Raw genomic sequence first — 22,612 nt, forward strand, 5'->3', positions numbered from 1 at the left:
GCGGGTGCGGCGGCCCGGGCGGGACGGCGGGGAGCCCACGGGCCGAACAGCGCCGGGGCGGTGGCGGGACGGCGGGAGGCAGCGGGGAGGCAGCCTTACCCGCCACCGGCCACGGGGTTAGTCTGGCCACCGTTACCCATCGCGGGAGTCCGGGCGCACCGGGCTGAGAGGGAGGCTGGCCGGCCTCCGACCGTACGAACCTGATCCGGGTCATGCCGGCGAAGGGAGGGGCTGGACGCCCATGCACTCATCTCGGAAGGGATCCGACGTCCTCGTCATCGGGGGCGGGATCATCGGCCTGGTCATCGCCTGGCGGGCCGCCCGGCGCGGCCTGCGCGTCGTACTGGCCGACCCGGACCCGGGCGGCGGCGCGGCCCGGGTCGCGGCGGGCATGCTGGCCGCCGTCACGGAACTGCACTACGGCGAGGAGACCCTGCTCGGGCTCAACGTGGCTTCCGCCGCCCGCTATCCGGACTTCGCCGCCGAACTGCACGAGGCCGCCGGCGGCATGGACATCGGCTACCGGGCCTGCGGCACCCTGGCCGTCGCCCTCGACGCCGACGACCGCCTCCACCTGCGCGAACTCCACGCGCTCCAGCGCCGCTGCGGGCTGGAGTCCGAGTGGCTCACCGGCCGCGAGTGCCGCCGCCTGGAGCCGATGCTGGCGCCCGGGGTGCGCGGCGGGCTGCGGGTCGACGGGGACCACCAGGTCGATCCGCGCCGGCTCGCGGCCGCGCTGCTGGCCGCCTGCGAACGCTCCGGGGTGACGTTGCGCCGCAGCCGGGCGGACCGGCTCCTCACCAGCGGGGACCGGGCGGCGGGCGCCGTCCTGGACGACGGTACGGAGGTGCTCGCCGACCAGGTGGTGCTGGCCGCCGGCTCGCTCAGCGGCCGGCTGGCCGGCGTACCGCCCCAGGTGGCCGTTCCCGTACGGCCGGTGAAGGGGCAGGTGCTGCGGCTGTCGGTACCGGCCGCGTACGGCCCGTTCCTGTCGCGGACCGTACGGGCGGTCGTGCGCGGCAGCCACGTCTACCTGGTGCCGCGCGAGAGCGGCGAGCTCGTCGTCGGCGCCACCAGCGAGGAACTCGGCTGGGACACCACCGTCACCGCCGGCGGCGTCTACGAGCTGCTGCGCGACGCCCACGAGTTGGTGCCCGGCATCACCGAACTCCCGCTGGTGGAAACCCTGGCGGGGCTGCGCCCCGGCTCGCCGGACAACGCGCCGCTGCTCGGCCCGACCGAGCTGCCGGGCCTGCACCTGGCCACCGGCCACTACCGCAACGGGGTCCTGTTGACGCCCCTCACCGGGGACGTGATGGCGGAGTTGCTGGCGACCGGTGTCGTACCGGAGATCGCCCGCCCCTTCACCCCCCGCCGCTTCTCCCCCGCACGTCAGGAGTCCTACGCATGACCATCTCCGTCAACGGCGAGCCGCGCGAGTTCGCGGCCGGCACCACCCTCGACGCGGTGGTCGCCACTTTGTCCCGGGCGCCCAAGGGCGTCGCCGCCGCCCTCAACGAGACCGTGGTCCCGCGCGGGCAGTGGCCGCACACCCCCGTGGGCGACGGCGACCGCGTCGAGGTCCTCACCGCGGTCCAGGGAGGCTGACGGCGATGGCGGACGATCTCTTCGCGCTCGGCGGCCGGACCTTCTCCTCCCGCCTCATCATGGGCACCGGCGGCGCGCCGAGCCTGGACGTCCTGGAACGCGCGCTGACCGCGTCCGGGACGGAACTGACGACGGTGGCGATGCGCCGCCTGGACCCGACGGTGCAGGGCTCGGTGCTGTCGGTCCTGACGAAGCTCGACATCGCCGTGCTGCCGAACACGGCGGGCTGCTTCACCGCCGGCGAGGCCGTGCTCACGGCCCGCCTCGCACGGGAGGCCCTGGGCACGGACTGGATCAAGCTGGAGGTGGTCGCGGACGAGCGCACCCTGCTGCCCGACGGCGTCGAGCTGCTGGACGCCGCCGAGGTCCTGGTGGACGAGGGCTTCACCGTCCTGCCGTACACCAACGACGACCCGGTGCTCGCCCGCAAGCTGGAGGACGTGGGCTGCGCGGCGATCATGCCGCTCGGCTCCCCCATCGGTTCGGGCATGGGCATCCGCAACCCGCACAACTTCGAGCTGATCGTCGAGCGGGCCGGTGTCCCGGTCATCCTGGACGCGGGGGCCGGCACGGCGTCGGACGTCGCGCTGGCCATGGAGCTGGGCTGCGCGGGGGTGATGCTGGCCTCCGCCGTGACCCGGGCCCAGGACCCGGTCCTGATGGCCGCGGCCATGCGGGACGCCGTCTCGGCGGGACGCCTCGCGCACCGCGCCGGTCGCATCCCGCAGCGGCGCTTCGCCGAAGCCTCCTCCCCCGTCGAGGGCCGCGCCGCCCTCGACCCCGAACGCCCCGCCTTCACCTCCTGACCCTGCGGTACTGGCCCTGCCGGGCGGGGCCGGCAGGGGTCTGCGGGCGCCTGCCCGGAGGGGGACGTGCGTCACAGCTGCGCTGCAACCACCCCCATCCGGGCCGGTGGCGCGGTGGGCGCTCGTAGAATCGCCGGGTGGATACGACCCTGGATGACCCCCTCGTCGGGCGCGTGCTCGACGGCCGCTACCGCATCGATGCCCGCATCGCGGCCGGCGGCATGGCCACGGTCTACCGGGCCGTGGACACCCGCCTGGACCGCGTCCTCGCGCTGAAGGTGATGCACCCGGCGCTGGCCGCCGACGGCGCCTTCGTCGACCGCTTCATCCGCGAGGCGAAGTCCGTGGCCCGCCTCGCCCACCCCAACGTGGTGGCCGTCTTCGATCAGGGGACCGACGGTCCGTACACCTACCTCGCGATGGAGTACGTCTCCGGCTGCACCCTGCGCGACGTGCTCCGCGAGCGCGGCGCGCTCCAGCCGAGGGCCGCCCTCGACATCCTCGAACCGGTCCTCGCCGCCCTCGGCGCCGCCCACCGGGCCGGTTTCGTGCACCGGGACATGAAGCCGGAGAACGTCCTGATCGGCGACGACGGCCGGGTGAAGGTGGCCGACTTCGGGCTGGTCCGCTCCGTGGGCTCCGTCACGAACACCACCGGCTCGGTCCTCGGCACGGTCTCCTACCTGGCGCCCGAGCAGATCGAGAACGGTATCACCGACACCCGCGTGGACGTCTACGCCTGCGGCGTCGTGCTCTACGAAATGCTCACCGGCAGCAAGCCGCACAACGGCGGCAGCCCCGCCCAGGTGCTCTACCAGCACCTCAACGAGGACGTGCCGCCCCCGTCGGCCCTCGTCCCGGGCCTGCCGGCCGGTCTCGACGCGCTCGTCGCGCAGGCCGCCGCCCGCAACCCCGAGCTGCGCCCCTCCGACGCCGCCGCCCTCCTCGGCCTGGTCCGCGGCGTGCGGGACGGCCTCGGCGAGGGCGAGCTGGACGCCGTACCGCCGCAGGCGCTGGCCCGGACGCGCACCGCCGCCGAGGACCGTACGGGGGTGATTCCCCGCGCGGTGGACGATCAGCAGCCGGTGCTCCACACCTCGCGGCTGGCGTCGACGCCGCTCGCCCCCTCGACGCCGCTCGCCTCCTCGGCGCCGCCGCCCCCGAGCCGCCGGCTGCCGCGCGGGCCCCGGCGCGGGCCGCTGCTGATCGTCGCGGGCGTGCTGCTCGCGCTCGGTCTCGGCACGGGCGTCTGGTACATCAACTCCGGCCAGTTCACGAAGGTCCCGAACCTGCTCGGCAAGTCCGAGGAGCGGGCGAAGTCCCAGCTGTCGGCGGCCGGGCTCGGGGTGAAGCGGATCGACCGCAAGTTCAGCGACGCCTTCGAGCGCGGGACGGTGATGAACACCGACCCCGAGGGCGGCAAGCGGATCCGCGGGAACGGCGCCGTGGTGCTCACCGTCTCGCGCGGCCCCGAGGTCGTCGGCGTGCCCGACCTCAAGGGTCGGCCGTTGGAGGAGGCCAAAGCCGAACTGACGAAGACGGGCCTGGCGCCCGGAATCGTCACGCAGGCCTTCAGCCAGGACGTCGCCCGGGGCTCGGTCATCAGCACCGACCCGGCGGGCGGTCAGCGGCGGGCGCCCGACACCGCGGTCGCGCTGGTCGTCAGCAAGGGGCGGCCCGTCCAGGTGCCGAACGTCACCGGCCGGACCCTGGACCAGGCGCGGGAAGCGCTGGAGGGCCTCGGCCTCACCGTGAGGACGGCCGGTGAGCAGGTCAACTCGCCCTCGGCGCCGGGCACGGTGGCCAACCAGTCGGCGCTCGCCGGCGCCCAGGCGGCCGCCGGTGACACGGTCACCCTCACCCTGTCCAAGGGCCCCCGCCAGGTGCAGGTACCGGACGTGACCGGCAAGGACCTGGACACGGCCCGCAGGACGCTGGAGGGCCTCGGCTTCCAGGTCAAGGTGGACCGGCCGTTCCTGTCCTTCAGCGACACGGTGGACTCCCAGTCGGTGCTCGGCGGCCTGAACGCCCCCGAGGGCAGCACGATCACGGTGCGGACGAGGGGCCTGTGAACCCGTCCGTCACCCCCGCGGTGACCAACTCGACGCCGACGCCTCCCGCCGTCTCCCGCGACGCGGCGGCGACGCGCAATCCGGTGGGCGGGCACGTGCCCGTCGCCGGCGGACTCGCCTCGGTGGGCCTGGCGTACGCCGCCGAGATGGGCGCGGAGGCCGTCCAGGTCTTCGTCGCCAATCCCCGGGGCTGGGCCACGCCGAAGGGGAACCCGGCGCAGGACGAGCTGTTCCGCGCGCGGTGCGCCGAGCTCTCCGTACCGGCGTACGTGCACGCGCCGTACCTGATCAACTTCGGCTCGCACACCGAGGCCACCGTGGAGAAGTCGGTGGAGTCACTGCGGCACTCGCTGCGCCGGGCCCGGGAGATCGGCGCGCTCGGGGTGGTCGTCCACACCGGCTCGGCGACCGGCGGCCGCCCGCGCGACGCGGCGTACGCGCAGGTCAGGGAGCACATGCTGCCGCTGCTGGACGAGCTGACCCATGACGACGACCCCTTCCTGCTGCTGGAGTCCACGGCCGGGCAGGGTTCCTCGCTGTGCTCGCGCACCTGGGACTTCGGGCCGTACTTCGAGGCGCTCGACCACCACCCCGGGCTCGGGATCTGCCTGGACACCTGCCACATCTTCGCGGCCGGTCACGACCTGGCCGAGCCGGGCGGCACCAAGCAGACGTTGGACCTGCTGGTGGACGCCGTCGGACCGGGCCGGCTGAAACTGATCCACGCCAACGACTCCAAGGAGGGTGTCGGCGCCCACAAGGACCGGCACGCCAACATCGGCCAGGGGCACATCGGCCCGGAGGCCTTCGGTGAACTGTTCTCGCATCCCGAGACGGCCGGCGTCCCGCTGGTCATCGAGACGCCCGGCGGCAAGGAAGGGCACGCGGCGGACGTGGCCCTGCTGAAGGAGCTGCGCACCTCGCACTGATCGCCACGTTGCTTGAGGAATACCCTGGGGGGGTATACGGTTCTGTCACCGGGACAGAACCGCATACGGCGTTTCCCATGCGAGGGGCTTGGCCATGGAACACGCGCACGCGCACCACGAACACGGCGACGAGCACGACGGCACCCACGAACCGGGACACGACCCGGGGCACGCATCCGGCCACCACGGACCCGCACACCCGCCCGCCGGCGGCAAGGTCACGTGGGGTGCGGCGGCCCGGGCCACCCTGCACTGCCTCACCGGATGCGCCATCGGCGAGGTGCTCGGCATGGTCATCGGGACCGCGCTGGGCTGGGGCAACGTACCGACGATGATCCTCGCGATCATCCTCGCGTTCGTCTTCGGTTACGCCCTCACGCTGCGCGGGGTCCTCGCGGCCGGGGTGGACTTCCGCTCGGCCGTCCGGGTGGCGCTGGCCGCGGACACGCTTTCGATCGCGGTCATGGAGTTGATCGACAACGGGGTGATCGCGCTGTGGCCGGGCGCGATGGACGCGCACCTCGCGGACCCGCTGTTCTGGATCGTCCTGGCGATCGCGCTGGCCGCGGCCTTCGTGATCACCGTGCCGGTGAACCGGTGGATGATCGGCCGCGGCAAGGGTCACGCGGTCGTCCACCGCTACCACCACTGAGCGGGGGCCACTTCACGGCCTAGAGCTCGGGGCCGTCGCCCGGCTCCTCCTGGTACGAGTAGCGCTGCTCGCGCCAGGGGTCGCCGACGTTGTGATAGCCGCGCTCCTCCCAGAAGCCGCGGCGGTCGGCGGTCATGTACTCGATGCCGCGGACCCACTTGGGGCCCTTCCACGCGTACAGGTGCGGTACCACCAGGCGCAGCGGGAAGCCGTGTTCGGCCGTCAGCAGTTCGCCGCCCATGTGGGTGGCGAAGACGGTCCGTTCGGCGGCGAAGTCGGCGAGTCTCATGTTGGAGCTGAAGCCGTACTCGGCCCACACCATCACGTGCGTGACCTGCGGGGTCGGCGGCGCCAGTTCCAGGAGGGTGCGCGCGCGCACGCCGCCCCATTCGGCGCCCAGCATGCTGAACTTGGTGACGCAGTGCAGGTCCGCGACGACGGAGTCGAACGGCAGCGCCGCGAACTCCTCGTGGTTCCAGCAGCGCTTCTCGCCGTCGACGGTCGCGCCGAAGACGCGGAACTCCCACCGGTCCGGCTTGAACTTCGGTACAGGACCGTAGTGGGTGACGGGCCAGCCCCGCTGCAACCGCTGCCCCGGAGGGAGCTCGAACTGCTCTGCTCCCGGAGATTCCCGGTTTTCCGGCTGACCCATGAGTCCATGGTGACAGACTGGGCAGGGTGGTCATGACCAGGTCCGGGCCCATCAGGGCAAGTCCTGGCAACTCCCACTAAGGAGGCACTTACTGGACGGCCTCCGGCGGCGGTGCAAGGATGCGCGCACCTGCCCAGTCACTTAGATGACATTGCTTGGAAGGAGCTTCTGCGATGCAGGGCGACCCCGAGGTCCTTGAGTTTCTCAACGAGCAGCTGACCGGCGAACTCACCGCCATCAACCAGTACTGGCTGCACTACCGCATCCAGGACAACAAGGGTTGGACGAAGCTCGCCAACTACACCCGTGCCGAGTCCATCGACGAGATGAAGCACGCGGACAAGATCACCGAGCGCATCCTGATGCTCGACGGGCTGCCGAACTACCAGCGTCTCTTCCACGTGCGCGTCGGTCAGACCCTCACGGAGATGTTCCAGGCGGACCGGCAGGTCGAGGTCGAGGCGATCGACCGCCTCAAGCGCGGCATCGAGGTCATGCGCGGCAAGGGTGACGTCACCTCGGCGCGGCTCTTCGAGGAGATCCTGGAGGACGAGGAGCACCACATCGACTACCTCGACACCCAGCTGGAACTGATCGAGAGCATCGGCGAGCCGCTCTACATCGCGCAGCTGATCGAGCAGCCGGAGAGCTAGGCCGCCGGGACCCCGGACTCTAGGCCGCTTCGGCCAGCGCGGGTTCGTCGGCCGAGAGGACGGCGGCCGTCCGGCCCTGGTCCAGCAGTTCCCGGCGCGGGCACGCCCCGCGGCCCAGGATGCCCTGGATGGTGCGCACGCACGAGCCGCAGTCGGTGCCGGCCTTCGTCGCCGAGGCGATCTGGCGGGGGGTACAGGCCCCGGCCGCCGCGTGGTCCTTGACCTGCTTGTCGGTGATCCCGAAGCACGAGCAGACGTACACGCGGTTCACCTCCCTGGCGAGGAACGGTTCGACGGCCCTCCCCGATTCGGTGAGGCTTACCTAACCGTACCCAAAGTTAGGCAACCCTAAAAGCCCTCGATACGACGATGGGGCGCGGATCACATCGATCCGCGCCCCATCGTCGTACGAAGGTACTGAGTGATCCCTACTGGTCCCGGTACATCTCGGCGACCAGGAACGCCAGGTCCAGGGACTGGCTGCGGTTGAGCCGCGGGTCGCAGGCCGTCTCGTAGCGCTGGTGCAGGTCGTCGACGAAGATCTCGTCGCCGCCGCCCACGCACTCGGTGACGTCGTCACCGGTGAGCTCGACGTGGATGCCGCCCGGGTGGGTGCCCAGCGCCTTGTGGACCTCGAAGAAACCCTTGACCTCGTCGAGCACGTCGTCGAAACGGCGCGTCTTGTGGCCGGAGGCCGCCTCGAAGGTGTTGCCGTGCATCGGGTCGGTGACCCAGGCGACGGTCGCGCCGGAGGCGGTGACCTTCTCGACCAGCTCGGGGAGCTTGTCGCGGACCTTGTCGGCGCCCATGCGGACGACGAAGGTCAGCCGGCCCGGCTCGCGCTCGGGGTCGAGGCGGTCGATGTAGGTCAGGGCCTCGTCGACGGTCGTCGTGGGGCCGAGCTTGATGCCGATCGGGTTCGCGATCTGCGAGCAGAACTCGATGTGCGCGTGGTCCAGCTGGCGCGTGCGCTCGCCGATCCAGACCATGTGGCCCGAGGTGTCGTACAGCTTGCCGGTGCGCGAGTCCGTGCGGGTCAGCGCGCCCTCGTAGTCGAGGAGCAGCGCCTCGTGGGAGGCGTAGAACTCGACGGCCTTGAACTCGGCCGGGTCGGTGCCACAGGCCTTCATGAAGTTGAGCGCGTTGTCGATCTCCCGCGCGAGCTGCTCGTAGCGCTGCCCGGACGGGGAGGACTTCACGAAGTCCTGGTTCCAGGCGTGCACCTGGCGCAGGTCGGCGTAACCACCGGTGGTGAAGGCGCGCACCAGGTTGAGCGTGGAGGCGGAGGCGTGGTACATCCGCTTCAGCCGCTCGGGGTCCGGGATGCGGTCCGCCTCGGTGAAGGCGAAGCCGTTGACGGAGTCGCCGCGGTAGGTCGGCAGGGTGACGCCGTCGCGGGTCTCGGTGTCCTTGGAGCGCGGCTTGGAGTACTGGCCGGCGATGCGGCCGACCTTGACGACCGGCACGGAGGCCGCGTACGTCAGGACGGCACTCATCTGGAGCAGCGTCTTCAGCTTGGCTCGGATGTGTTCGGCGGACACCCCGTCGAAGGCCTCGGCGCAGTCGCCGCCCTGCAGCAGGAACGCCTCGCCCTTGGCGACGGCTCCCAGACGGGCGCGCAGCTGGTCGCACTCACCCGCGAAGACGAGGGGAGGATACGACTCGAGGTCCGCGACGACAGCGCGCAGTGCCTCGGCATCGGGGTACGAAGGCTGCTGCGCCGCGGGAAGGTCTCGCCAGGTCGCCTTGGCGGCGGGGGCTTGGGTTTCAGCGTTCACGGTCACCTCGTACACATTACGGCGTCCTACGTCCCGTCCAGCCCGTTGCCCACTACGTGAGACGACCATCTCCCCGGACGCGCGCGGTGTGGGCTAGGGTCGTCGGCATGTACGCGCACTCGCACCAGAACTGGTGGTGGCCCGCTTCCGGCGGCCCACTCCTCGCGCGTACCCACTGACACGTACGAGTGACGCGAAGGCCGCCCCGAGGGGCGGCCTTCCGCATGTGGTGCGACCTGCACCGCGCAGGAGCCCGGGCCGTCCCTCCCTCCGGAAGGACGCCCCACCATGACCACGGGATTCAGCCGCCTGCTCCACGACTCCGCCCCGCCGTTCGCGCTGCTGCGTCGGCGGACCCCGGGCCGTGACCACGACACCGTCGAGGTGCTCGTCGGTCCGGTCCACGAGGCCGAGCGGCTCGCCGACCTGCCCGTCGGCCCGCTGCCCACCTTGGCCCTCGTACCGTTCCGGCAGATCCGCGAGCGCGGCTTCGACGTGCGCGACGACGGCACCCCGCTGAGCGTGCTGGCCGCCGAGGAGGCCTGGGAGGTGCCGCTCGCCGAGGCGTTGGCCGCGCTGCCCGCGCACGAGGTGCGGGTCGAGGGCGGCGGCTTCGACGTCGGCGACGTGGAGTACGCGGCCACCGTCGAGCGGGTCATCCGCGACGAGATCGGCCGCGGCGAGGGCGCGAACTTCGTGATCCGGCGCACCTACGGCGGCCGGATCGACGGCTTCGGCCGGGCGGACGCGCTGGCCCTGTTCCGGCGGCTGCTGGAGGGCGAGCGGGGCGCGTACTGGACGTACGTCGTCCACACCGGGGACCGCACCCTGGTCGGGGCCAGTCCGGAGGTCCACGTACGGATGTCGGGCGGCACCGTCGTGATGAACCCGATCAGCGGGACGTACCGGTATCCCGCGGGCGGCCCGACGGTCGATTCGCTGCTCGCCTTCCTCGGTGACCGCAAGGAGACCGAGGAACTGTCGATGGTCGTCGACGAGGAACTGAAGATGATGTGCACGGTCGGCGACATGGGCGGGGTCGTCGTCGGGCCGCGACTGAAGGAGATGGCGCACCTCGCGCACACCGAGTACGAGCTGCGCGGCCGGTCCTCGCTGGACGCCCGCGAGGTGCTGCGGGAGACCATGTTCGCGGCGACGGTGACGGGCTCGCCCGTGCAGAACGCCTGCCGGGTCATCGAGCGGTACGAGAAGGGCGGCCGGGGCTACTACGCGGGGGCGCTGGCGCTCCTCGGCACGGACGCGGCGGGAGCGCAGACCCTGGACTCCCCGATCCTGATCCGCACCGCCGACATCGCCCCGGACGGCGCCCTGCGGGTGGCGGTCGGCGCCACCCTGGTCCGGCACTCCGACCCGGCCGGCGAGGTCGCGGAGACCCACGCGAAGGCCGCCGGGGTGCTGGCCGCGCTCGGCGTGCGGGAGGCCGCGCCCCGGCCGGCCTTCGCCGGCGCCCGGGCGGCCGACGATCCCCGGGTGCGGGAGGCGCTCGCGGCCCGGCGCCGGGACCTGGCCCCGTTCTGGCTGCGGATGCAGGACCGCCCGGCGCGGGTCACCGGGCACGCCCTGGTGGTGGACGCCGAGGACACCTTCACCGCGATGCTGGCGCACCTGCTGCGGGTGACCGGCCTGGAGGTGACCGTACGCCGCTACGACGACCCGGGGCTGCGGGCGGCGGCGACCGCTTGGGAGGGCCCGGTCGTGTTGGGCCCGGGGCCCGGCGACCCGGCGGACGCCGACGACACGAAGATGCGGACGCTGCGCGCGCTGACCGGGGAGCTGCTGGCCGCGCACCGGGGCGGGATCCTGGGCGTCTGCCTGGGGCACGAACTGTTGGCGGCCGAGCTGGGTCTGCCGCTCGTGCGCAAGGCGGAGCCCGCGCAGGGTGCGCAGACCCGCATCGACCTGTTCGGGGCCGAGGAGGTGGTCGGCTTCTACAACACGTACACCGCGCACTGCGCCGACGACCTGGCCGCGCGGCTGGCCGCCGAGGGGGTGGAGGTGTCCCGGGACCCGGTGACGGGTGAGGTCCACGCGCTGCGGTCGCCGGCCGCGGGCGTGGCGAGCGTCCAGTTCCATCCCGAGTCGGTGCTGACCCTGCGCGGCGTGGAGCTGGTCCGCGACCTGCTGATCGGGGTGCGGGCGCCGGTGTGAGCGCGGTGTGGGCCCCGCCCGGGCCCGGTCAGGCGGGGCCGGGCACGAGGGTGTTCTCGGAGCGGCGGCCGGCGAGGTAGTCGGCCACGTTCCGCACGGTGGTTTCGATGATCTGGCCCACGGCGTCGCTCGTGTAGTACGCCTGGTGGGAGGTGACCACCACGTGCGGGAAGGTGACCAGCCGGGCCAGGGTGTCGTCCTCCACGGTCTCCAGGGACTTGTCGAGGAAGAACACCCCGGCCTCCGCCTCGTACACGTCCAGGCCGATCCCGCTGAAGCGGCCCGCCCGCAACTCCGTGACCAGGGCTTCGGTGTCGATCAGTCCGCCGCGGCTGGAGTTCACCAGGATCGCGTCGTCGCGCATGGCCTTCAGGGCGGCCGCGTCGATGATGTGGTGGGTGGAGTCCAGCAGGGGCACGTGCAGGCTGATCAGGTCGGAGGAGGCGAACAGTTCCTCCTTCTGCACGTACGTCATGCCCAGGGCCGCGCAGGCCGGGTTCTCGGCGACGTCCCAGCCGAGCAGGTTCATCCCGAAGCCGTGCGCGATCCGGGTGAAGGCCTCGCCGATCTTGCCGGTGCCGAGGACGCCGACGGTGCGGCCGCGCATGTCGCGGCCCATCAGCCCGTCCAGCCGGAAGTCGAAGTCGCGGGTGCGGATCGAGGCGCGGACGATCCGCCGGTTCACGGCCATCGCCAGGGTCCAGGCGAATTCGGCCACCGAGTAGGGCGAGTAGAAGGAGACCCGGCCGACGGTCATGCCGAGCCGGGCGGCCACGTCCAGGTCGATGTTGTTGAAGCCGGTGGACCGCTGGGCGATCATCCTGGTCCCGCCGGCGGCGAGGATGTTCAGGACCCGGGCGTTCAGGTCGGCGTTGACGCTGGAGGAGACGATCTCGTACCCGGCGGCGATGGGCGCGGTGTCCTCGGTCAGGAAGACTTCGAGGCAGCGGGCCTCGTGCTCCCCCGCGAAGGCGCGCTCCAGGAGCGGCTTCTCGTCGGCGGTCACTCCGAAGGCCAGGATCTCCACGCGTGCTCCCGTACGGTATGTCGGACCATGGGTCGTTCGTCACGATACGACCCACGGTCCGGCGGCGCCCGGCAACCCAGCCCCCGCGTTCGTCGGGAATCCCGGGCCGGTCAGCCGAAGAAGACGCCGACCTCCTCGTAGAGCGCGGGGTCCACGGTCTTCAGCTTCGAGGTGGCCTCGATGATCGGCACCCGGACGATGTCGGTCCCCTTCAGCGCGACCATCTTGCCGAAGTCCCCGTCCCGCACGGCGTCGACGGCGTGCAACCCGAAGCGGGTGGCCAGCCAGCGGTCGAACGCGCTCGGGGTGCCGCCGCGCTGGACGTGCCCGAGGACCGTCGTACGGGCCTCCTTGCCGGTGCGCGCCTCGATCTCCTTGGCCAGCCACTCGCCGACGCCGGAGAGGCGGACGTGCCCGAAGGAGTCGGTGGTGGCGTCCTTGAGGACCAGTTCGCCGTCGGTCGGCATCGCGCCCTCGGCGACGACGACGATCGGGGCGTAGCTCGCCTTGAACCGGGAGGTGACCCAGGCGCAGACCTTGTCGATGTCGAAGCGCTGCTCGGGGATGAGGATGACGTTGGCGCCGCCCGCGAGGCCGGAGTGCAGGGCGATCCAGCCGGCGTGCCGGCCCATCACCTCGACGACCAGGACCCGCATGTGGGACTCGGCCGTGGTGTGCAGCCGGTCGATGGCCTCGGTGGCGATGCCCACGGCCGTGTCGAAGCCGAAGGTGTAGTCGGTGGCCGACAGGTCGTTGTCGATGGTCTTGGGGACGCCGACGCAGGGGATGCCGTACTCCGCGTACAGCTCGGCGGCCACGCCGAGGGTGTCCTCGCCGCCGATCGCGATGAGGGCGTCGACCTCGAACTTGGCGAGGTTCTCCTTGATGGAGCGCACGCCGTTCTCCGTCTTGAACGGGTTCGTGCGCGAGGACCCGAGGATGGTGCCGCCCCGGGGGAGGATGCCCCGGACGGCGGGGATGTCGAGCGGGACGGTGTTGCCCTCGACGGCCCCGCGCCAGCCGTCCTTGAACCCGATGAACCCGTAGTCGTACTCCTGCACGCCCTTGCGGACGACGGCCCTGATCACCGCGTTGAGTCCGGGGCAGTCGCCGCCGCCCGTGAGCACTCCGACCTTCATGGAATCTCCCTTCGCCATGACGGTCACGCTAGTGGTGACCCACGTCACAGCAAGGGGTCGGGCGAGGGCGATTCAGGTGGAATCGCGGGGCGTCGCGTACATCGGTTCACTCGTACGAAGACGTAAGTACGACGTTCGACACCCGGTTCGCGGCGATCCGGCGGGCCGGCGTGGACCGCGGCGGCGGCGCGGGTCCGGTCAGGCGTCGTCGAGCCCGCGCTCTATGGCGTACCGGACGAGCTCCACCCGGTTGTGCAGCTGGAGCTTGCCGAGGGTGTTCTGGACGTGGTTCTGCACCGTGCGGTGCGAGATGACCAGGCGTTCGGCGATCTGCTTGTACGAGAGCCCCTTGGCCACCAGCCGCAGGACCTCGGTCTCCCGGTCGGTCAGCTGCGGGGCCTTGGGCTCGTCGGCGGCGACCGGGGCGGGATCGGTGGCCAGCCGCCGGTACTCGCCGAGCACGAGGCCGGCCAGCCCGGGGGTGAACACCGGGTCGCCGGCGGCCGTGCGGCGGACCGCGTCGATCAGTTCCTGCGCTCCGGCGGACTTCATCAGGTAGCCGGTCGCGCCGGACTTCACCGCCTCCAGCACGTCCGCGTGCTCCCCGCTGGCCGACAGGACCAGGACGCGCAGGGCGGGATCGGCGCCGACGAGTTCCTTGCAGACCCGCACCCCGGGCATGCCCGGCAGGTTGAGGTCGAGGACCAGTACCTGCGGGACGACGGCGCGGGCGCGGCGCAGCGCCTCGGGACCGTCGCCGGCCGTGGCCACGACGTCGAACCCGGCGGCGGCCAGATCGCGGGCGACCGCGTCGCGCCACATCGGGTGGTCGTCGACGACCATCACCTTGATGTCGTGGAGTTCGTTCGGGCCATGGGGCTCGTTCGGCGCGTTCACTGGGTCCTCCCCCTCGGTACTTTCAGTTCCACTTCGGTGCCCTGTCCGGGGACGGACACCAGCTCGGCGCTGCCGCCGAGCTCGCGCAGGCGGCCCCGGATGGACAGGGCGACCCCCATCCTGCCCTCGCCCGCCGCCTGGTCGAGCCGGCCGGACGGGATGCCCGGGCCGTCGTCCCGGACGGTGACGATCACCTCGTCGCCCCAGTCCTCCACCAGGATCCAGGCCCGGGCGCCGTCCCCGGCGTGCTTGCGCACGTTGTCCAGGGCGGCGCCGACGGCCGCGGCCAGCTCCCGGGCCGCGGGCACCCGCAACATCACCGGCGTCCCCGGCTCGGCGAAGCTCACCCGCGACCCGGCGTGCGGGGCGAGGAGCGTGCGCAGGTCCAGTTCGCCGGTCCCGGACTCCGATTCGTCCACCTCGTACGTGTCGACGAGCGCGCCGAGGGACTCGTCGCGGGAGACCCGTGAGGGGTGCACGAGGCCGGTGGAGACCAGCGTGCGCAGGGCGACCTCCTGCTCCCCCGCCATCCGCCCCAGCTCGGCGGCCTCGCCGCCCAGTTCGGTGCCGCGCCGCTGGACCATGGCGAGGACCTGGAGGACCCCGTCGTGGATGTCGCGGGCCAGGCGCTCGCGTTCGCGGGTGGCGGCCTCGATCTCCAGGGCGCGGGCGAGGGTGGCCTCACTGGCCCGGGCGACCTCGACGACGTAGCCGATCGCGATGGACGCGACCCAGACCAGCAGGACGTTGTGCAGGGTGTCGCGGGTGGGCTGGCCCGCGTGGATGACGAGGTTGGCGGCGGCCACGAAGGAGGAGGCGAAGGCGGCCCAGCGCCAGCCGCCCTTGATGGCGAAGGCGAGCACCGATCCGGCGGTCCAGATGCTCGGCAGCGTCGAGCCGCCGTCCGCTATCCGTTCGTGGGAGTCGGCGAGCGGGGTGAGCAGGATCCCGGTCAGCGCGACGGTGAGGTCCGCGCCGAGGAAGCCCCGGGTGCAACTGGCCGCGTTCGCCACCCTGGGGTGGGTGGCCAGGGTCCAGACCGCGAGGAGGCAGAGGTAGCCGATCGCGACGCCGGGCCGGTCGAACTCCTTGTGGGAGAAGGCGAACAGCAGCACCGCGTAGACCACGGTGAGCAGCCGGTAGGCGGTCAGGGCCCGCCACAGCGGCTGCTCGACCGACATGCGTACGACGCGCTCGCGCTTCGCCATCTCCCCCACCCCCCGCGGGCGGTACGTCCGCCGCCCACCTACTCGGCGACGGTGTCGCCCTTGCCGCCCCTGTCGGGCCTGTCACCCTTATCGGCCTTATCGGCCTTATCGGCCTTATCGGCCTTCTCGGCCTTCTCCGCGTCGGCGATCTGCCGCTTGGCGGCCGTCGCGTAGATGTCGACGTACTCCTGGCCGGAAAGCTTCATGATCTCGTACATGACCTCGTCGGTCACCGAGCGGAGGATGAAGCGGTCCCCGTCCATGCCGTGGTAGCGGCTGAAGTCCAGCGGCTTGCCGATCCGGATGCCCGGGCGCATCAGCTTCGGGACCACCTTGCCCGGGGGCTGGATCTTCTCGGTGTCGATCATCGCGACGGGGATCACCGGAGCGCCGGTGGCGAGCGCCACCCGGGCCAGACCGCCGGGTTTGCCGCGGTAGAGGCGGCCGTCGGGTGAACGCGTCCCCTCGGGGTAGATACCGAACAGCTCCCCGCGTTCGATGACGTCGATGCCGCTCTTGATCGCGGCCTCGCCCGCACCGCGCGCACCGGAGCGGTCCACCGGAAGCTGACCGACGCCCTTGAAGAACGCGGCCGTCAGCTTGCCCTTGACCCCGGGGGAGGTGAAGTACTCCGCCTTCGCGATGAAGGTCACCTTCCGGTCGAGCACGGCCGGGAGGAAGAAGGAGTCCGAGAAGGACAGGTGGTTGCTCGCGAGGATCGCCGGCCCCTCCGCGGGAATGTTTTCGAGGCCCTCCACCCACGGCCTGAAGGCGAGCTTCAGGGACCCGCCGATGGAGAACTTCATTGCGCCGTAGATCAACTCGAAAGCCTTCCTGTATCTGTCGAACAGACCTTATCCCCTGGCTCCGCCCGCGGCGGCCCTACGACCCTGGTCGGTACCACCCCCGTCGCGTACGGTGAAGTCACACAGCGCAACGCTCCCCGTACCCCCGCGCATCCTGATCGACTAAGGAGACTCTGGTGCCCGTCCTCCCTGGAGCAGAGCCGTTCCGCCACGAGGGCGGAGAGGTCGGCGTGCTTCTCTGCCACGGCTTCACCGGTTCGCCGCAGTCGCTCCGCCCCTGGGCCGAGTACCTGGCCGCGCGCGGCCTGACCGTGTCGCTGCCGCTGCTGCCCGGGCACGGGACGCGCTGGCAGGACATGCAGCTCACGGGTTGGCAGGACTGGTACGCGGAGGTGGACCGCGCGCTGCGGGAGCTGCTGGACTCCTGCGAGCAGGTGTTCGTGTTCGGATTGTCGATGGGTGGCGCGCTGACCCTGCGGCTGGCCGCCAAGCACGGGGACGACATCAGCGGCATCGTCCTCGTCAACCCGGCCAACAAGGTGCACGACCGGCTCGCCGTCGCCCTCCCGGTGGCCAAGCACTTCATCCGCTCGACCCCGGGCATCACGAGCGACATCGCGAAGCCGGGTTCCGTCGAGATCGGCTACGACCGGGTCCCGACCCGGGCCGCGCATTCGCTGCGCACGTTCTTCCGGCTGGTCGACGCCGAACTCCCGCAGGTCACGCAGCCGGTGCTGCTGCTGCACAGCCCGCAGGACCACGTCGTACCGCCGGTCGACTCGGCGCGCATCCTGGCCCGGGTGTCCTCCACGGACGTCACCGAGACCCTGCTGGAACAGAGCTACCACGTCGCGACGTTGGACCATGACGCGGAGCGGATCTTCGCGGACAGCTATGCGTTCGTCGGTCGGCTCGCGAAGAGCGTCGGCAGGGAGGGGGCGGCCAGCGGTGGCTGAGCACGAGGAGTCGTCCGGGGGCGTTCCCCCGCTGGACGAGGAGGCGGCGTGGGCCGCGATCGTCGCCGGGTACGGACAGGAGCCCCCGGACCCGCCCGGGGCCCGGCCGTTCCGGCCGATCGAGAACCTGATGCTGCCCGAGGAGGACGTGAAGCCGGCCCCGCCGGCGCCGGTGGCGGACGAGGACCACGGTAAGGGGGAGGGGAAGGGGAAGGGCACCGACCCGGACCCCTTGCCGCCGCTGGGCAGTTCGGTGGTCTTCGCCCCGGGCGTGGGCGCGACCGGGCCGGGCACCGGTCCCCGGGACCACTCGCCGGCCGAACCGAAGGACGACGACCCGGGCGCGGAGGAGGGTCACTTCGTCCCGCCGGAGCCGGAGCTCCCGCCCGCGGACACGACGGCGAAGTTCGCGTGGCTGGCGGTGATCGGCGGCCCGGTGCTGCTGCTCCTGGCGGTGCTGCTCCAGTGGAACATGACCTGGTGGTTGACCACCCTGGGCATCGGCGGTTTCCTGGGCGGCTTCGCCACCCTGGTGGCCCGCATGGCCCACGGCGACGAGGACGAGGACGACGACCCGGGCCGCGGCGCGGTGGTCTGACCCGCGCCGCCCCGGCGGCCGCGCCGGCCCCGTCCGGCGCGGCGGCCGGCGCGACGCCCGCCCCACCCCCACCCACGTCGGGCGAACGGCGCCCGCCGGCCCCCGCCCCCCGGCGTTTGAGGCGTGGGGGTTGCGGGGGCGGAGCCCCCGGACGGGGGCCGGGGCGCGGTCCCGGAAAACGGCGAAAGGGCGGGGCGGGGAGCGGGCCCGCGCAGCGGCCGCCCCGGGGCCACCGCCCTACGGCCCCGCCGGAAGCCGCAGCACGGCCAGCACCGGCAAATGATCGGTGGCCGCCCCCAGATCACGGTCCGCCACCCCGGGCAACCCGACCGGCACCCCGCAGGCCAACACCTCCACCCCCGACGAAGCGAAGACCGCGTCGATCCGCCGATCGGCCCGCACCCCCGGCCCCGCCGGAAACGTGTGCTCGCCACCCCACGGCGCCACCGCCCAGCAGTCCTGCAACACCCCGGCCAACCTCCCGAACGCATCCCCGACCGGAGTCTCGTTCACATCGCCCCCGACGATCACGTACGGGACGTCCATCGACGCGACGCGCTCCAGCAGCATCCCCGTCTGCTGCCCCCGCTCCTCCCGCTCCAGCGACAGGTGCGTGCTGATCACCCCGAGCCGGACCGCCCCGAACCGGACCACCGCCGTGGCGAAGCCGCGCCGGTGCAGGCCGGGGCCGAGCGGCAGCAGGACGTCCTCGGTGCGCTCCACCAGGGCCCGCAGCGAGCACAGCAGCAGCGGCCCGGCCGCCGTCGCTCCCCCGCCGAGCACCACCAGGTCGCACTTCGCGGCCAGCCGGGCGGCGTGCTTGCGCCAGCGGAAGAACCGCGGCGCTTCCTGCGCGAGGACCAGGTCGGGTGCGCAGGCCCGGATCACCCGGGCGAGCGCGTCCTCGTCGTCGTGCAGCGAGCGGAGGTTGTAGCTGAGCACCCGGATGACGACGGAACCGTCGGGCTCGGTAAGGGACTTGGGCGGCAGGGGCGGCGTCGGGTCCATGCCCGCAACATACGCAGCCGCCCGCCGCTCCCCCAAGGGGCGCGACGGGCGGTCATGACGAAGGACCGGTCAGCCCTGGCGCGCCAGGTCGGCCGCGCCGACGAGTCCGGCCCTGCCGCCGAGCTGCGCGGCCAGCACCTGCGCGTGCGGCCGCCACGCGCCGCCGATCAGCCAGCGCTTGAAGGACTTGCGGATCGGGTCCAGGACGAGGTCCCCCTCGTCGGAGACGCCGCCGCCGACGATGAACGCCGACGGGTCGAAGAGCGAGGCCAGGTCGGCCAGCCCCGCGCCGGCCCAACGGGCCAGCTCGCGGAAGGAGTCGATGGCCACCAGGTCGCCCTGGCGGGCCGCCTGGCTGACGTGCTTGCCCTCGATGCCCTCGGGGGTGCCGTCGCCGAGGGCGAGCAGGATCGCCGCGTTCTCGGGGGTGGCGTTGGCGCGCTGCCTGGCGTAGCGGACGAGGGCGCGGCCGGAGGCGTACTGCTCCCAGCAGCCCTGGCTGCCGCAGCCGCACAGCAGGCCGTCCGGGACGACGCGGATGTGGCCGAACTCGGCCGCGACGCCGAAGCGTCCGCGCCGCAGCTTGTTGCCGATGATGATGCCACCGCCCAGGCCGGTGCCGAGCGTGATGCAGATGACGTCCTCGTGGCCCTGGCCGGCGCCGAAGCGGTACTCGCCCCAGGCGGCGCAGTTCGCGTCGTTCTCGACGACCACCGGCAGGCCGATGCGCTGCTCGACCTTGTCCTTGAGCGGCTCGTGGCGCCAGTGGATGTTCGGGGCGAAGAGCACGGTCGCGCGCTTGTCGTCCACGTATCCGGCGGCGCCGATGCCGACGGCTTCGATGGTGTGGTTGCTGCTGACTTCGGCGACGGCGGCGCAGATCGCCTCCGTCACCCCGTCCGCGGTCGGTGGGGTGGGCACCTTGTACGTCTCAAGGATGGTGCCCTCTTCGTCGACCACGCCGGCCGCGATCTTGGTGCCGCCGATGTCGACGCCGATGGTGAGTCCCATTAGTCCCTCGGTTTCCGGTCAAGCCCCGCCACGGCCCACCGTACCCGAGGCGGCCGGAGGATCAGTCGAGATCGATCCGCTCGGCCGGACCCGCACCCGGGTCCTCGCCGGGCCCGTGACCGGGGTCGCCGTCCTTGCGGGGGGTCGGCCGGGTGGGCGGTTCGTCGCGCGTCCACCGGCGCTCGTGGCCGTCGACGGCCGAGCGGTAGGCGGCGAGGAGTTCCGCGCCGGCGGCCGCGAGGTGGCCGAATACCTCGGGATTGCGCTCGACGACGGGCTTGGCCGCGGTCTTGGCCTGGTTGACGAACTGGCGTACGGCGTCCTGGGCGACGGCGCCGACGATCGGGTTGTTCAGGGAGGAGACCTTTTCGGCGACGGCCTCGAAGAGCTTGAACAGTTCCTCGGCGGCGGTCCCGTTGCCCGGTGCGGCGCCGTCCCGGCCGGCGCGGCGACGCTCCCGTTCGGCGGCGAGGTCCTCCTCGCAGGCCTTCGCCCAGGCGTCGTCGTCGGTGGGGCGGTCGGCGGTCTCGCTCATCGCGGACTCTCCTTGCGGGGCGTACGGTGCAGCCACATTCGACCTTACCCGAACGGCGGTACGCCGTTCAGTGCGCCCGTGGCCACAGCTGGGGGTCCGGGGTGAAGCGGATGCGGAGCACGCCGTCGGTGAGAGCGGCGCCGGAAACGGTGCAGCGGCGCAGCGCCGAGGGCAGCGGAACGATCCTGCGGTGCGGGCCCACCGCGAGGAGCAGCTCGTCCCCGCGCCGGACCAGGTCGAGCTCGCTCTTGCGGGCCCGGGGCAGCGGAACCGCCCAGAGCAGCACCCCGTCCTCGGCCCGCCGGTCCTCGACGGCCCAGCGGGGGCGGCCCGGGGCGGCCGGCGGGGCGAGCGGGCCGGCGCCGGCGAGGGCGGCCGGCGACCCCGGGCCGCGGGGCTCCCCGCCGGTGTGGGGCAGGGCGAGGACGCGCAGGTCCCGGCTCCACCCCTCGCGGAACTCGTCCTGTCGGGCGGCGAGGCCCGCGACCCAGGGGTCCGCGGAGTCCCGGGGCACGAGCCGGTTGGCCACCAGGTCGGTGACGGGCAGCTGGTGCAGGGCGAGGCCGAGGAGGCCGGCGCGCAGGGCGGCGTCCGCGGCGGCCCCGGGCTCGGCGACGACCCGTACGGCCGTGTCGGCGGCTTCGACCACGGCTTGGACGGCGGCGAGCTCCTCGTCCCAGCGGGCGGCGGCCTCGTAGAGCCACTGGGCGGGCATCGGGACGCCGGCCAGCTGGGCCAGTACGGGGCGCAGCGCGCGGGCCGCCTGCCGTTCGGCGGGCAGCAGCCGGGCCAGGTAGCGGCGCAGCTGCGCGGGGAGCGCGAGGGCGGTCACGCTCTGGTGGAGCGGGGGCATGTCGACGACGACGAGGTCGGTCGCGGGTGCCGCGGCGGCCCGGCGCAGGGCGCGGAGCAGGGCGAACTGTTCGGCGCCGGGCAGTTCGGTGATCTCCTCGGCGGCGAGCGGGCGTCCGCCGAGCATGCCGATGAGGGAGGCTCCGCGTTCCTGGAGGGCGACGAGTTCGGCGCGGAACTCCTCGCCGGAGTCGATGCCGGCGAACCGCAGCCCGGGAACGGCCCCGGGGTCGGCCGCCGGGTCCGCGGAGAGCAGCAGCACCCGCTGCCCGGCGCGGGCCGCGGCGAGCGCGGTACCGGCGGCGACGGTGGTCCGCCCCGCCCCTCCGGGGCCGGTGATCAGCAGGGTGCGGGGCATGGTTCTCCTCGTACGAATCGGGCGCGGCCCGGGGACGGGGTCCCGCCCGAACCGGGAGCCGACCGGCCGGCCCGGCGGCGCAGCGCCGGATCGGCGCCCCGCTGCGGCGCGTCACGGCCGGCGGGGGCCGGGCCGGCGGCCGCGTCAGGACCCGCCTCGGCGTCAGGGCCGGGCTCGGGCGGGCAACAGGGCCGAGGCGGCAGCCGGCACCCGCACCCGGGTCGGAACAGAGGGCCCGCACCCGCCGCCGTACCGGAGTCGGGCTGCCCCCGTACCGGCGTCGGGCTGCCCCGTACCGGCGTCAGGCCGATTCGACGCGCTTCTTCAGGCCCGCCAGCGCGCGGTCGATGATGACCTTCTCCGCCTTGCGCTTGATCATGCCCAGCATCGGGATCTTGACGTCCACGGTCAGCTGGTAGGTGACCTCGGTGCTGCGACCGCCGTCCAGGGGCGCCAGCCGGTACGAGCCGTCGAGCTGGCGCAGCATCTGGGACTTGTCCAGGGTCCAGCTGACCTCGTCCGCGCCCTTCCAGGCGTACGCGAGGGTGTGGTCGTCCTTGATCGCGCCCGCGTCGAGCAGCAGGCGCACCTTCTCGGCCCGGCCCGCGGCGTCGGTGGCGAGCACCTCCGCCTCCTTCACCTCGCCGGTCCACTCGGGGTAGCGGGCGAAGTCGGCGATCACGGCCATGACGTCGGCCGGCGAGGCCTCGATCGTGATGCTTGAGCTGGTGTGTTCCGCCATCGCGGTCGCTCCTCCGGGGAGTGTTCGACAAGTGTGCGGGAGGCCTCCGGCCGCCGCGTGAAGGCTACCGCGCGTGTGGGTGCGGCCACTCCAGGGCCTCCCGCCGCCACTCCAGCACCTCCCGCCGCGCCCCTCCCGGGAGCGGCGACGCCCAAG

General features: G+C 72.7%; 23 protein-coding genes and 1 riboswitch. Of the genes, 10 read left to right on the forward strand and 13 right to left on the reverse strand.

Going from position 1 to position 22,612, the window contains the following annotated elements; genetic code table 11:
* Positions 1–131 precede the first annotated feature (131 nt).
* Positions 132–244, forward strand: a riboswitch (TPP riboswitch).
* The 6 genes from thiO (at position 242) to AB0D46_RS21880 (ending at position 6,067) form a co-directional block, all read left to right on the forward strand.
* Positions 242–1,411, forward strand: coding sequence for a glycine oxidase ThiO (thiO, locus tag AB0D46_RS21855; protein WP_362879713.1), 1,170 nt, complete (start codon positions 242–244; stop codon positions 1,409–1,411). It overlaps the preceding riboswitch by 3 nt.
* Entirely contained in the window at positions 1,408–1,608 is a 201-nt protein-coding gene (thiS, locus tag AB0D46_RS21860) for a sulfur carrier protein ThiS (protein WP_362879715.1), read from the forward strand. Before thiO ends, thiS begins: the two co-directional genes overlap by 4 nt.
* 5 nt (positions 1,609–1,613) lie before the next feature.
* On the forward strand, positions 1,614–2,414 hold the full coding sequence (locus AB0D46_RS21865; RefSeq protein ID WP_362879717.1) for a thiazole synthase: 801 nt from the start codon (positions 1,614–1,616) through the stop codon (positions 2,412–2,414).
* A 137-nt stretch (positions 2,415–2,551) separates the two neighbouring features.
* A complete protein-coding gene (gene pknB, locus AB0D46_RS21870; protein WP_362879719.1) occupies positions 2,552–4,486 on the forward strand; it encodes a Stk1 family PASTA domain-containing Ser/Thr kinase in 1,935 nt (644 codons plus the stop codon).
* Between the two features lie 20 nt (positions 4,487–4,506).
* Complete coding sequence (locus AB0D46_RS21875) at positions 4,507–5,415, forward strand: deoxyribonuclease IV (RefSeq protein WP_362879776.1); 909 nt, start codon at positions 4,507–4,509, stop codon at positions 5,413–5,415.
* A 94-nt stretch (positions 5,416–5,509) separates the two neighbouring features.
* The gene (locus AB0D46_RS21880; protein WP_362879721.1) at positions 5,510–6,067 is read left to right on the forward strand and encodes a DUF4396 domain-containing protein; all 558 of its coding nucleotides are present in this window, start codon (positions 5,510–5,512) and stop codon (positions 6,065–6,067) included.
* A 19-nt stretch (positions 6,068–6,086) separates the two neighbouring features.
* Here AB0D46_RS21880 and AB0D46_RS21885 read toward each other — a convergent pair whose 3' ends face one another.
* Positions 6,087–6,719: a sulfite oxidase-like oxidoreductase gene (locus AB0D46_RS21885; RefSeq protein WP_362879723.1), complete on the reverse strand. Its 633-nt coding sequence runs from the start codon at positions 6,717–6,719 to the stop codon at positions 6,087–6,089.
* Positions 6,720–6,892: 173 nt separating this feature from the next.
* On the opposite strand from AB0D46_RS21885, the gene bfr reads away from it, so the two are divergent.
* A complete protein-coding gene (gene bfr, locus AB0D46_RS21890; RefSeq protein WP_281204637.1) occupies positions 6,893–7,372 on the forward strand; it encodes a bacterioferritin in 480 nt (159 codons plus the stop codon).
* A 19-nt stretch (positions 7,373–7,391) separates the two neighbouring features.
* Here the strand turns inward: bfr and AB0D46_RS21895 are convergent, their stop codons facing one another.
* Together AB0D46_RS21895 and AB0D46_RS21900 are read right to left on the reverse strand one after the other, a co-directional pair.
* The gene (locus AB0D46_RS21895) at positions 7,392–7,643 is read right to left on the reverse strand and encodes a (2Fe-2S)-binding protein (RefSeq protein WP_362879724.1); all 252 of its coding nucleotides are present in this window, start codon (positions 7,641–7,643) and stop codon (positions 7,392–7,394) included.
* 157 nt (positions 7,644–7,800) lie between these two features.
* Positions 7,801–9,156, reverse strand: a complete 1,356-nt coding sequence (locus tag AB0D46_RS21900) for a class II 3-deoxy-7-phosphoheptulonate synthase (RefSeq protein WP_362879726.1) — start codon at positions 9,154–9,156, stop codon at positions 7,801–7,803.
* A gap of 282 nt (positions 9,157–9,438) precedes the next feature.
* Between AB0D46_RS21900 and AB0D46_RS21905 the strand changes: the two genes are divergently transcribed.
* The gene (locus AB0D46_RS21905) at positions 9,439–11,319 is read left to right on the forward strand and encodes an anthranilate synthase family protein (protein WP_362879728.1); all 1,881 of its coding nucleotides are present in this window, start codon (positions 9,439–9,441) and stop codon (positions 11,317–11,319) included.
* Positions 11,320–11,347: 28 nt separating this feature from the next.
* On the opposite strand, the gene AB0D46_RS21910 is transcribed toward AB0D46_RS21905, so the two are convergent.
* From AB0D46_RS21910 to AB0D46_RS21930, 5 genes are all read right to left on the reverse strand, one after another.
* A complete protein-coding gene (locus tag AB0D46_RS21910) occupies positions 11,348–12,346 on the reverse strand; it encodes a 2-hydroxyacid dehydrogenase (protein ID WP_362879730.1) in 999 nt (332 codons plus the stop codon).
* Between the two features lie 110 nt (positions 12,347–12,456).
* Complete coding sequence (locus tag AB0D46_RS21915) at positions 12,457–13,485, reverse strand: 6-phosphofructokinase (RefSeq protein WP_362879777.1); 1,029 nt, start codon at positions 13,483–13,485, stop codon at positions 12,457–12,459.
* 198 nt (positions 13,486–13,683) lie between these two features.
* Positions 13,684–14,328 (reverse strand): response regulator transcription factor, encoded by a 645-nt coding sequence (locus AB0D46_RS21920; RefSeq protein WP_362879779.1) that lies wholly within the window; start codon positions 14,326–14,328, stop codon positions 13,684–13,686.
* Positions 14,329–14,378: 50 nt separating this feature from the next.
* Positions 14,379–15,590: a DUF5931 domain-containing protein gene (locus AB0D46_RS21925; RefSeq protein WP_362879732.1), complete on the reverse strand. Its 1,212-nt coding sequence runs from the start codon at positions 15,588–15,590 to the stop codon at positions 14,379–14,381.
* A 38-nt stretch (positions 15,591–15,628) separates the two neighbouring features.
* The gene (locus AB0D46_RS21930; RefSeq protein ID WP_362879780.1) at positions 15,629–16,396 is read right to left on the reverse strand and encodes a lysophospholipid acyltransferase family protein; all 768 of its coding nucleotides are present in this window, start codon (positions 16,394–16,396) and stop codon (positions 15,629–15,631) included.
* Positions 16,397–16,572: 176 nt separating this feature from the next.
* Between AB0D46_RS21930 and AB0D46_RS21935 the strand changes: the two genes are divergently transcribed.
* Together AB0D46_RS21935 and AB0D46_RS21940 are read left to right on the forward strand one after the other, a co-directional pair.
* A complete protein-coding gene (locus AB0D46_RS21935; protein ID WP_362879734.1) occupies positions 16,573–17,352 on the forward strand; it encodes an alpha/beta fold hydrolase in 780 nt (259 codons plus the stop codon).
* Complete coding sequence (locus AB0D46_RS21940) at positions 17,345–17,950, forward strand: hypothetical protein (RefSeq protein WP_362879736.1); 606 nt, start codon at positions 17,345–17,347, stop codon at positions 17,948–17,950. Before AB0D46_RS21935 ends, AB0D46_RS21940 begins: the two co-directional genes overlap by 8 nt.
* A gap of 237 nt (positions 17,951–18,187) precedes the next feature.
* On the opposite strand, the gene AB0D46_RS21945 is transcribed toward AB0D46_RS21940, so the two are convergent.
* The 5 genes from AB0D46_RS21945 to AB0D46_RS21965 all read right to left on the reverse strand — a co-directional run bounded on the left by AB0D46_RS21945 (position 18,188) and on the right by AB0D46_RS21965 (position 22,456).
* Complete coding sequence (locus AB0D46_RS21945; protein WP_362879737.1) at positions 18,188–18,958, reverse strand: endonuclease/exonuclease/phosphatase family protein; 771 nt, start codon at positions 18,956–18,958, stop codon at positions 18,188–18,190.
* 69 nt (positions 18,959–19,027) lie between these two features.
* Positions 19,028–19,969, reverse strand: a complete 942-nt coding sequence (locus AB0D46_RS21950) for an ROK family glucokinase (protein ID WP_362879738.1) — start codon at positions 19,967–19,969, stop codon at positions 19,028–19,030.
* 61 nt (positions 19,970–20,030) lie between these two features.
* Positions 20,031–20,504 carry a DUF5304 family protein gene (locus AB0D46_RS21955; RefSeq protein ID WP_362879740.1) on the reverse strand — a complete coding sequence of 158 codons (474 nt, stop codon included), beginning with the start codon at positions 20,502–20,504 and terminating at the stop codon, positions 20,031–20,033.
* A gap of 67 nt (positions 20,505–20,571) precedes the next feature.
* Positions 20,572–21,714 (reverse strand): ArsA-related P-loop ATPase, encoded by a 1,143-nt coding sequence (locus AB0D46_RS21960; RefSeq protein WP_362879741.1) that lies wholly within the window; start codon positions 21,712–21,714, stop codon positions 20,572–20,574.
* 301 nt (positions 21,715–22,015) lie between these two features.
* On the reverse strand, positions 22,016–22,456 hold the full coding sequence (locus AB0D46_RS21965; protein ID WP_362879742.1) for an SRPBCC family protein: 441 nt from the start codon (positions 22,454–22,456) through the stop codon (positions 22,016–22,018).
* Positions 22,457–22,612 lie beyond the last annotated feature (156 nt).

Source organism: Streptomyces sp. NPDC048383, assembly GCF_040651775.1.
Lineage (GTDB): Bacteria > Actinomycetota > Actinomycetes > Streptomycetales > Streptomycetaceae > Streptomyces.

What these genes read in the sequence shown, in the direction of transcription:
- thiO (WP_362879713.1), top strand. Translation starts at nt 242, where the DNA reads ATGCACTCATCTCGGAAGGGATCCGACGTCCTCGTCATCGGGGGCGGG.
- thiS (WP_362879715.1), top strand. Translation starts at nt 1,408, where the DNA reads ATGACCATCTCCGTCAACGGCGAGCCGCGCGAGTTCGCGGCCGGCACC.
- AB0D46_RS21865 (WP_362879717.1), top strand. Translation starts at nt 1,614, where the DNA reads ATGGCGGACGATCTCTTCGCGCTCGGCGGCCGGACCTTCTCCTCCCGC.
- AB0D46_RS21880 (WP_362879721.1), top strand. Translation starts at nt 5,510, where the DNA reads ATGGAACACGCGCACGCGCACCACGAACACGGCGACGAGCACGACGGC.
- AB0D46_RS21885 (WP_362879723.1), bottom strand. Translation starts at nt 6,719, where the DNA reads ATGGGTCAGCCGGAAAACCGGGAATCTCCGGGAGCAGAGCAGTTCGAG.
- bfr (WP_281204637.1), top strand. Translation starts at nt 6,893, where the DNA reads ATGCAGGGCGACCCCGAGGTCCTTGAGTTTCTCAACGAGCAGCTGACC.
- AB0D46_RS21905 (WP_362879728.1), top strand. Translation starts at nt 9,439, where the DNA reads ATGACCACGGGATTCAGCCGCCTGCTCCACGACTCCGCCCCGCCGTTC.
- AB0D46_RS21915 (WP_362879777.1), bottom strand. Translation starts at nt 13,485, where the DNA reads ATGAAGGTCGGAGTGCTCACGGGCGGCGGCGACTGCCCCGGACTCAAC.
- AB0D46_RS21920 (WP_362879779.1), bottom strand. Translation starts at nt 14,328, where the DNA reads ATGGTCGTCGACGACCACCCGATGTGGCGCGACGCGGTCGCCCGCGAT.
- AB0D46_RS21925 (WP_362879732.1), bottom strand. Translation starts at nt 15,590, where the DNA reads ATGGCGAAGCGCGAGCGCGTCGTACGCATGTCGGTCGAGCAGCCGCTG.
- AB0D46_RS21930 (WP_362879780.1), bottom strand. Translation starts at nt 16,396, where the DNA reads ATGAAGTTCTCCATCGGCGGGTCCCTGAAGCTCGCCTTCAGGCCGTGG.
- AB0D46_RS21945 (WP_362879737.1), bottom strand. Translation starts at nt 18,958, where the DNA reads ATGGACCCGACGCCGCCCCTGCCGCCCAAGTCCCTTACCGAGCCCGAC.
- AB0D46_RS21950 (WP_362879738.1), bottom strand. Translation starts at nt 19,969, where the DNA reads ATGGGACTCACCATCGGCGTCGACATCGGCGGCACCAAGATCGCGGCC.
- AB0D46_RS21955 (WP_362879740.1), bottom strand. Translation starts at nt 20,504, where the DNA reads ATGAGCGAGACCGCCGACCGCCCCACCGACGACGACGCCTGGGCGAAG.
- AB0D46_RS21960 (WP_362879741.1), bottom strand. Translation starts at nt 21,714, where the DNA reads ATGCCCCGCACCCTGCTGATCACCGGCCCCGGAGGGGCGGGGCGGACC.
- AB0D46_RS21965 (WP_362879742.1), bottom strand. Translation starts at nt 22,456, where the DNA reads ATGGCGGAACACACCAGCTCAAGCATCACGATCGAGGCCTCGCCGGCC.